Origin of the sequence: Endozoicomonas sp., from assembly GCF_031844845.1 — a bacterium.
Classification (GTDB): Bacteria; Pseudomonadota; Gammaproteobacteria; order Pseudomonadales; family Endozoicomonadaceae; genus Endozoicomonas.
Genome location: NZ_JAVRMB020000202.1, coordinates 1 through 9,534, shown reverse-complemented (window position 1 = coordinate 9,534; position 9,534 = coordinate 1). Strand labels below are relative to the sequence as shown.

At 47.8% G+C, this 9,534-nt stretch carries 6 protein-coding genes and 1 pseudogene; 2 read left to right on the top strand and 5 right to left on the bottom strand.

The genetic code is table 11. The features are described 5' to 3' along the window. Positions 1–315: 315 nt before the first annotated feature. From RM811_RS10475 to malQ, 3 genes and pseudogenes are all read right to left on the bottom strand, one after another. Positions 316–555: pseudogene (locus RM811_RS10475) on the bottom strand (type II toxin-antitoxin system RelE/ParE family toxin); the annotation flags it as partial. Between the two features lie 77 nt (positions 556–632). After that, positions 633–884: a type II toxin-antitoxin system ParD family antitoxin gene (locus tag RM811_RS10470; RefSeq protein WP_402523760.1), complete on the bottom strand. Its 252-nt coding sequence runs from the start codon at positions 882–884 to the stop codon at positions 633–635. A gap of 168 nt (positions 885–1,052) precedes the next feature. Beyond that, positions 1,053–3,299 carry a 4-alpha-glucanotransferase gene (gene malQ, locus RM811_RS10465; protein ID WP_402523758.1) on the bottom strand — a complete coding sequence of 749 codons (2,247 nt, stop codon included), beginning with the start codon at positions 3,297–3,299 and terminating at the stop codon, positions 1,053–1,055. Positions 3,300–3,871: 572 nt separating this feature from the next. Here malQ and RM811_RS10460 point away from each other — a divergent pair. Then, positions 3,872–6,370, top strand: coding sequence for a glycogen/starch/alpha-glucan phosphorylase (locus RM811_RS10460; RefSeq protein WP_402523755.1), 2,499 nt, complete (start codon positions 3,872–3,874; stop codon positions 6,368–6,370). A gap of 287 nt (positions 6,371–6,657) precedes the next feature. Further along, positions 6,658–7,110 carry a bacterioferritin gene (locus tag RM811_RS10455; RefSeq protein ID WP_402523753.1) on the top strand — a complete coding sequence of 151 codons (453 nt, stop codon included), beginning with the start codon at positions 6,658–6,660 and terminating at the stop codon, positions 7,108–7,110. A gap of 169 nt (positions 7,111–7,279) precedes the next feature. Here RM811_RS10455 and RM811_RS10450 read toward each other — a convergent pair whose 3' ends face one another. Then, positions 7,280–9,073, bottom strand: coding sequence for a ShlB/FhaC/HecB family hemolysin secretion/activation protein (locus RM811_RS10450; protein WP_402523750.1), 1,794 nt, complete (start codon positions 9,071–9,073; stop codon positions 7,280–7,282). Next, positions 9,074–9,534: hypothetical protein (locus tag RM811_RS10445; protein WP_402523747.1), on the bottom strand; the 461-nt coding region annotated here is incomplete at its 5' end. It abuts the gene before it with no gap.

Here is a 9,534-nt window from a genome sequence, read left to right as displayed (position 1 = left end):
TGCTGAGCTTGACTCATCTTGTTCTAACCATGGCAACTATAAAGAACGAAGTCGGGTGATCAATGTCACCCAGACAAAAGGACGCGAAATTCTACTAACCACACATCCTGCTGTCAACACAAGCGTTCAAACAAGTTTTTGTAGTGTGATCAGGAGGAGGTCATTTTATCTGCGGGTATCATACATTTCACCGCAAGGTAAGATGTATAAGGAGTATCTGAAATTTAATGAGCAGGGTGCTTACCTGATGGCCATTTACCCTATTGTATTAAGAAATATTTCACCCGTAACTGGAAAGGAATTTCGCCCTGTATATCAAACAACTGTTATATCTGCGCCAAAATTCACGTCAGCATCCATGTCCATGTTCTTGTGGAGAATTCTGATAATTTGTATACGACTCTTATTAATTTGCCGGAAAAATATCACATGACTGCCCTGAGGAAATTTCAGGTAACCTTTCCTGATTTGATCACAGGATTTGCCAAGTTCTGGCCGTTCTGACAGCAGGTGAAAAGTTTCGTCGAACTGTTTCAAATAGAGGTTTCTTTGCTCTTTGCCCCAGCTTGCCCCAGCGCTTCATTGTGAACCTGACAATTTCTTTTAAGTCTGCTTTGGCTTTCCCGGTTAAGTCAAAAGACTTCATTGTTAACCTTTGCTGTCCAGCTCATTGATAAAAGTATCATAGTCGTACCATCCAGACCGCTTTCTTCACCTTCAATCAGTAAGCTTCTAAGGGTATTGAGCTTTGTCTCTTTGCTTTCCAATAAACGTAAGGCCGCACGAATAACTTCACTTGCTGATCCATAGCGACCACTTTCCACCTGACCGGAAATAAACCCATCGAAGTGCTCACCCAAGGTTATACTGGTGCTTTTAGCCATGTTTATCACCTTATTCCGCCATCCTGATACCAATATATACCCGATGATGGTATATCGCATTGACAAGTCAAGCCAGCGGACTGAAGAAACTAACACTCTAAAAAACATGAATTCAGCCATGAAGAATAACAGCTGCAGAACCTTTCAACAGGCTCTGCAGCAGTAATATCAGACCACAGATCGCTCCGCATTCCGGATAATATTCACATCCTCCAGAAAGCGCTCCATATATCCTTGCTGAACCAGTTCTGATATATCTCCCGTCAACCTTCGACGCCAGTTCGGGTATTCATCGCAGGTTCCCGGGACATTCACCGGTGTATCCAGCATCAGGCAATCTTCCAACTGAATGACAGTGATCAGGGCATTGGAACGCACCAGATAGTAATGCAGGCGCTCCTCCAACTCACGGGAAAATGCCATGGTCTCCATCCGTTCAGGATCCATTCCCGGCGGTAGTTCACCAATATCGGCCAGTGTTTTCAGTAGCGCAACCTTGGTGACATGCCGTTCGTTCTTCTCTCGCTCACAGCGAGCTTCATCATAAGTACCCAGTTCACGCCACAGATCGAGATCCAGACAGTTCCACCACCCATTCAGCGTTGGGATATCATGATTGGACAGACAGGCCAGCGTTCTTCCCGGATAGTCTGCTGGTGCTGTGAACCGGTCGCTTGCTGATTTCTCAAACAACCCCACCGTATTCGAATAGAACTTTGCCGGCGGCAAACTTTCTGAAATTTCTTCAGGTACCGTACCCAGATCCTCCCCAAACACCAGACTCTGATGACGCTGACTCTCCAGCTTGATAATTCCCAGTAGATCCTGCAGTGGATAACGAACATAGCAGCCATGATCCGCCGTCATGCCATTTGGACACCACCAGAGTCGAAACAATCCCATCACATGATCGATTCGCAGAGCACCGCAATGATCCATATTGGCACGGACCATCTCAATGAATGGTTGATAAGCGGAATCTGCTAACGCCTGTGGGTTAAAGGGTGGTAAACCCCAGTTCTGTCCCCGGGGGGCAGCGCCATCCGGTGGTGCTCCAACACTGGCATCCAGACAATAGAGGTTACGATCAGACCAGACATCAGCCCCACCACGATCAACACCCACCGCCAGATCCCGATAAAGACCCACCAGCATGCCAGCCTGTTCAGCAGCCTGCTGGGCATCCTCCAACTGACAATCCGCCACCCATTGCAACCAGGTGTAAAAACGAACCCGCTCTTTATGGGCCCTAATGAAAGCGGTGGTTTCCTTACTGTAAGGATTTTGTAATGCCGCTGGCCAGTGGTGCCAGCCCCAGGCCTCGACATCCTGCTTGAGGTGGTACTCAAACAACACATCATACCGGGCCTGTCGCTCAAGGCTCTCACCACGGGCTTTACAGAACTGCTTAAATTGCCTGCTACGACAGGTTTTAGCGCTAACCTCCCTGGATACAAAGGTCTCATAGAGACTTTCCAGCACGGCCATCTTTAATTCAGCCACTTTAGGATAATCCACATAACTAGCGAATCGGGCCTCTGCCAGTTTTCTCTGGAATTCGGGGTTATCCATTAACTGACGGGCTTTATCGCTGCACTCAAATTCAGCGACTGCTTCTATGTCAATATAAAGCGGGTTCAGAAAGTTTCGGCTGGAAGGACTGTAGGGACTGCAGTGCTGAGGACCTGCCGGATAGAGTGCATGAATGGGATTCAAGCCAACAATATTGGCACCTTTAGCGGCCAATGCCTTAACCGCCTCTTTGAGATCAGTAAAGTCACCCATCCCCCAGTTTCTCGCTGAACGAAGGGTATAAAGTTGAATAGCTGAACCCCATATTTTCTGCCCATCAGCCAGTGCCTGTGGTTCATAGCAGGTTTCAGGGGCAATAATCAGAAAACAGGTTTCGACACCCTTGCCCCTCTTATCGCTCTTTTTATTTTTGCCTGCGAGCAACTGAAGCCGGTGATACCCTTCAGGCAGATCGTCCGGTAAGAATGCATTAAGTCTGACGACAGTGGTTCTTCCCAGCTTTTTTCGGGTCAACTCCTGATACTGTCCTTCTTTCCCGGAGAGCTCCAGCAGTCGATCTTTTCCATTCTCCAGGGTCAAATGCAGTTTAATCGTACTCTTAAGCTTGCTGACCGGCAGATGAACTTCCAGCTCAAAATGCCTGCCCTTATGGAGCACAGCAACCGCTGGCAGAACAGACGCCCATCGCCGTTTTTCTACTTGTTCAATCTGTTCATCAAGCAGCTTATCTGAATCCAGTTTAAGGCCCATTGCCTTCAGCATTGGAATCATTTTTTCAACAGGCACCTTAACCGGATTACCAGCCCAGTCGTTATACTCCCCGCTCAGGCCATAACATTCGGCCAGACGTTCAATCCGCTGTATGTCAGTCTTCACATCCACTCTCTACACCGTATTTTATTGATTAATATATGGATATATTTTTTCCTACTGCCACACCCCCCCCAACTCATCAGGCAATAGCTTTATTCCCCTGTTTAAAACACCTCTACATTTCATTATTTTTAATGACAGAAGTATTCGAACATCTTTTATTTCGCCAGTATTAATTCATACCACTAAAAAATAAAGACTTACTCAATTGATACAATAAAAACAACGCACACTTGTGATCCAAAGAAAGAAATCAGTAATAAAGGATAGATATTGGTATATATTGAGACCACGTGTTCGTAAGTGAAAAAACCTATAACTCCATAATTAACCGATACCTTGCTAAGTAGATATAAGAGAAGCCCCATTAATCGAATAGAAATTGACAACAGGTTTTATTTTCCTCAAGAATGAGCGATTCTATTTTTAGTGAAGAATTAAAATCAGATTACCTGACAGCTGAACAATTAATGACCAAACAAAGAAATCCAGCCAATCAAAAATGGTGATTTCTTATATTTAAATGAATTTTCACACGTACAATGAGCAGAAATAACAGCTAAATAAGGGAATTAACGTTTGTGACCAATGAAATTAATCAGACTATCAACAATCCGTCATTCACGGTAGAACTGGAAAACCACCTGCGCCGCGAGCTGGGAACAACGCCTAAGCGGGCAACCAATCGTGACTGGTGGCAGGCCCTGTCGCTTACCTTGCGGGATATCAGTCTGGATCAGCTGCAGCAGAGCAGCCTTGAGCCGCTAAAAAGCCTTGAGCCGCTAAAAAGCCTTGAGCCGGTAAAAAGCCTGAATGAAGGCAATACAAATCGCCACGTATGCTATCTCTCCATGGAATTCCTGATGGGCCGCCTGCTAGGCGATGCCCTGATGAATCTCGACCTTTACGAAACGGCCAGCACCCTTCTGCAATCCTACGGCATCCGCCTTTCTGATGTACTGGATCAGGAGCGGGATATGTCTCTGGGTAATGGTGGTCTTGGTCGTTTGGCCGCCTGCTTTATGGACTCGCTGGCTAACCTGCAAATCCCCGCTACCGGTTACGGTATTAACTACCGCTACGGTCTGTTCCGACAGATCTTTGAAGACGGTTCCCAGAAAGAAAAGCCTGATGTCTGGCGTGAATTTGGCAGCCCGTGGGAAACCTGTCGTCCATCAGAAACCGTTGAAATTGGCCTGTTTGGCCATATGGAAATGGATCACGATGGCAGCAATTATGCCAAGAATCACTGGGTGCCCGGAAAGAAACTGTTTGGCGTCCCATGGGATATCACCATCCCCTCTTTTGGCGGCCAGTATGTCAACCGCCTTCGCCTCTGGGAAAGTCAGGTCAGCACCTACCCTATTGACCTGGATAAATACAATCAGGGCGACTACCTGGAAGCCTGTCGCAACCTGGTGGATGGCGATACTATTTCAGGCGTATTGTATCCGGAAGATTCAACCCCTCAGGGCAAGGATCTTCGTCTAACCCAACAATATTTCTTCTGTGCCTGCTCTTTAAAAGACATTATTCGCCAACACAAGCAACGGGGTTTACCGATCAATGATCTGGCGAAACATTACGCCCTGCAATTGAACGACACACATCCGGCTATCGCCATTCCAGAGTTAATGCGTTTATTGATGGACGACGAAGGGATGGTCTGGGATCAGGCCTGGAAGATTACCCGTGCGATGTGTCATTACACCAACCATACCCTGCTGCCGGAAGCGCTGGAAAAGTGGTCCGCATCTCTGCTGGGTCGTATCCTCCCAAGACATCTGCAAATCATTGAGATGATCAACTACATTTTCCTGAATGGCGAAGCCAGGGAAAAGTGGGGGGACAATATTGAGGTCATTCAAAAAGTCAGCATTTTCGAAGAACTGGAGAATGGTGACCGGATGATCCGCATGGCTAACCTGTCCGTTATAGGCAGTCGTCGTGTCAATGGCGTTGCAGCCCTGCACAGCAGTCTGGTCAAAGCCAATCTGTTCCCGGAATTCAATGCACTGTATCCCGATAAACTGGTCAATGTCACCAATGGTGTCACCCCAAGACGCTGGCTGGCTCACTGTAATCCAGGGCTGGCACGTTTGCTTGACAAAAATATCGGTAGCGAGTGGCGTACTGACCTTAACCTGCTGGAAAAACTGACACCTTTCGCAGAATCACCCGAGTTTCTGGATGCCTTTGCCAATGTTCGTTTTAAAAACAAAGAACGTCTGGCCCGGATAATTGAAAAAGAGTGCAAGGTGACGGTTAATCCAAACGCCCTGTTTGACGTTCAGATTAAACGACTTCATGAGTACAAGCGGCAGCAACTGAACCTGCTGCATATCATCAGCCTGTACCACGAGATGCTCGACAACCCTGATGCCGACCATACCCCACGGGTGTTTATTTTCGGTGCCAAGGCCGCCCCGGGCTATGTATTGGCCAAGCAGATTATTCTGGCCATTAACAAGGTTGCTCAGGTAATTAACAACGACCGTCGTTTGGATGACCAACTGAAAGTGGTTTTCCTGCCGGATTACCGGGTCAGCCTGGCCGAGCAGATTATTCCAGCCGCCGATCTTTCTGAGCAGATATCGACTGCCGGTTTTGAAGCTTCCGGTACCGGCAATATGAAACTGGGCCTGAACGGTGCCTTAACCATCGGAACTCTGGACGGAGCCAATGTAGAAATTGCCGAAGCGGTAGGCGACGACAATATCTTTATTTTTGGTAAAACCGTTGAGGGCATTTCCGAACTGCGACAGCAGGGTTATATCCCATATCAGTACTATGAGAGTAACCCTGTACTGAAGCGGGCCATTAACGCCCTGCTGGATGGTTCATTCTGCCAGCATAAGCCAGACCTTCTGAAGCCCGTAGCTGAAGATCTGATGTACCGTGACCAGTTTATGGCTCTGGCCGACTTTGACAGCTATCGTGAAGCTCAACGTAAAGTGTCTGAGACGTTCCGTAAACCACGACTCTGGTGGCGTAAGTCGGTGCTTAATACAGCCCGACTGGGTGGTTTCTCATCAGACCGGTCAATCGCTGACTATGCCGAAAAAGTCTGGGGGGTATAAAAAAAGGGAAACTGGCTTTCTAAAGCCAGTTTCCCTGCCTGCCAGAAATCCAATTCCATCCAGTATATGGTTTCAATGCGTTTGATAGGTTGGGTCGAACGGAGTGAGTCCCAACAATTGTACCGATGATGCAGATAGTTTGTTGGGGCTCGCATTCGCTCGACCTAACCTGCGTCATCTGTCAATTTCAATGAAACCATGTACCAGCCGAATACTCAGTCACAAACTGACATTGATAATTTACACTATAATAAAGCCCCGAATCTGAAGTCAGGATCGGAGTACTTATGACAGATAACAAACAGACCATTGTAGCCCAACTGAATACCATACTTGAGCATGAGCTGGCAGGTGTTGTTCGCTACACTCATTACAGCTTTATGGTATTCGGCTACAGTCGTATTCCTATTGTGGGCTGGCTGCGCAGTGCTGCCACAGAAACGCTGACCCATGCCCATGAAGCAGGAGAGATGGTTACCTATATGGGAGAACACCCATCACTGGGGATTGGCGAGCTTCTGGAAACATCAAAACATGATATCCGCGATATCATGTTAGAGTCTCTGGAATTCGAGAAACAGGGCGTAAAACATTACTATGAATTGCTGCAGCTGGCCGAGAAATCCAGGTTAGTGACGGTTGAAGAATATGCCCGTCGCCTGATTGCTGAAGAAGAGCAGCACATTGGTGATATCGACAAGATGCTGCGTAAACCGGGTGAGATTGCCAGTGTTGTGTGATTGACTCGGCATTTTAAAAGATACCAGCCTGTGGTCGCCACGGAGGCACAAAGACACGGAGAAGAGCCTTATTTTAAAGCTTCGCTTTTCTCTGTGCCTTCGTGTCTCCGTGGCAAAAACGGTATATTTTGGTTTGCTGCTGCCCTAAAATCCGCAAAAGCCAACGCCCTCAATCGATACAGTGGCAGGTAATACGGGCATAGAGGCTGGTATTATCCTGCTCCGGTGCCACCTTCTCCATGGCATTGGCCACCGTCAGATCAATACTGAACCATTCATTACCTGAAACATTCATTCCCACTCCCGCAGAAGAAAGGGTCTGTTTCGGGTTCAAAGACTCAACTTCACCATGGTCGTAGAAACCATAGAGATCAAACAGGTACTCATTAAATGAAAAGCCGTTATAGTGTACTTCGATCTGCTGGTACCAGCCCTGGTCACCACTGGCAACGCCCTGCTGATAGCCTCGCAGGGTTGATGGGCCACCCAGGGTAAATGATACCGCTCCCGGTAACGCCTGTTCAGAACTGAACTGGGCTTCTACGGTAGACAGTGCATAGAATGGGTTATTGAAGTTATAGATAAACGTCAGTCGAGTATTGAATAGATTAAACTTTCGGGTGATACCCTGCAGCTTTTCTTTACTGCTCACGGAGCTGTAAAGCTGCCGACCACTGAACTGCCACTGGTCACCGAGCCAGCTCAGTTCTGCCCCCAGCTGGTAGCGCCCTGTCTGATAATCAGAGAGATCCCCACCGGTAACACTGTTCTTTGAGTTTGAGTTGCTGATGGCAGCCACCAGGTTTACCCAGAGATCCGTATCAGAATAAACCAGGTAACTTCCTTCCAGCCCCAGTCTTAGCGTATCCCCGGAATAGCCTAATGCTTCAAAGTCTCCCGAGGTCACTGCGGAATTAGTCAATTGAAGACTGCCTCCCAGACGTAATCCATCGGTGCCCACTACAGTACTGTAACTACCAAGTATGGATTTGATACCGCTGGATACAATGCCGTAGGCAAGCGCCTTATCAGAAGGGAGAAAGAGTTGATTTCTCTGGTAGAGTGCGCTGAACTGTGCTTCACCAGAGCTCTCGTAGCCATAGTTATCCACATAAAGCTCCAGCTTATCCCGACCTGGCTCCGGTATATTGATGACAATATCCGTCAGACCAAATGCCTTCCCTGCACGAAGTTCCGCCTGAAGACGCTGGTTATGTATCCGGTTATAAAACAGAATATCCTTTTCCAACGCTTCAATATCAATTGAGGAAAGCTGGTTTTCATAGTCAACCCATTCCCGGAAATAGCTATCCTCTGTGTATTCATTACCCTCAAAGACAATTTCACCAATGGAGCCTTCCACCAGACGAATGATGACAATACCCTCACCAACCTGCTGCTCCGGAAACACTGCAACTGCCGTGTAGATATTTTTTTGCCGGTAAACCTGATTAATGGTTCCAAGAATTCTCTGCAAACCGTTGTAATCAATTTCTTTCCCAAGCAGTGGCTGGACAATATCCTGCAACTCTTTCTGGGTAAGATGGGCAGATTTGGTAAAACGAATGCCTCTCAGGGTAAAGGTTGGCCCGCCACTTACTTCTTCCACGGACTCACTCTCTTCAGTAATGGCAGGCAGACTGGGGTTTTGTTCCTGCTGCCTGAGGCGGATCTCCTGCTCAATCAGATCTTTATTGGCCTGACCAGCATAATCGTAGTCATCTACCGGGGGGGGTTGTGCGGCCAGTGGAGCACTAACCAGAGCAGCACTAACCAGGGCAGCACTAACCAGGGCAGCACTGAATGACAAACCATACACGCCGGTTTTCCACCAACACCCTCGTTCCCACGCTCGGCGTGGGAATGCATACCCGGTACTGCCATATTGGTACCCGGGCCGGGGCACGAAAGTCGTTGCATTGCTTTGACCCTGATTCTTTTTATTGTTTTTCCAGGTACTCATTTACGACTCCTTTTCAACGCCCGGTTCAGAAATCAACCAGTACTCGTCCTCTTCTTCGGACTGCTCAGCTTCGTACTCTGCATCGCCACCCGAGCTTCCATCAAAGCCTGCCGCAGTAGCAGGCAAATTGGCTAACCAGCTATCTGCGATGGCAACCAGATTGCCTTCTTCTTCTAGCTGAGCCGGTATTGGATTGCTCTGGCTAACCTGCACCAGTTCCTGGTTGTTAATCTCATTCTGATACTCAAGACTCAGGCGATAGAACGTCTCTGGGAGACCGATAGTAGACGAGTCATTCAGTCCTGCCTTATAAGACAACAGAAGGGGCAGGTTATAACGGGTAAACCGGGCATTAGTAGTGATATTGACATCCTCTACCGCTAGCCAGAACTGGCCATCAGGCGTCATAAACTGTCCATCCACTGGCAGTGCTGATCCGTTTGAGTTATTCAGGTTCATGG

Excerpts from the sequence above, each read along its gene's own strand:
- RM811_RS10455 (WP_402523753.1), top strand. The coding sequence starts at position 6,658 with ATGACAGATAACAAACAGACCATTGTAGCCCAACTGAATACCATACTT.
- RM811_RS10450 (WP_402523750.1), bottom strand. The coding sequence starts at position 9,073 with ATGAGTACCTGGAAAAACAATAAAAAGAATCAGGGTCAAAGCAATGCA.
- RM811_RS10470 (WP_402523760.1), bottom strand. The coding sequence starts at position 884 with ATGGCTAAAAGCACCAGTATAACCTTGGGTGAGCACTTCGATGGGTTT.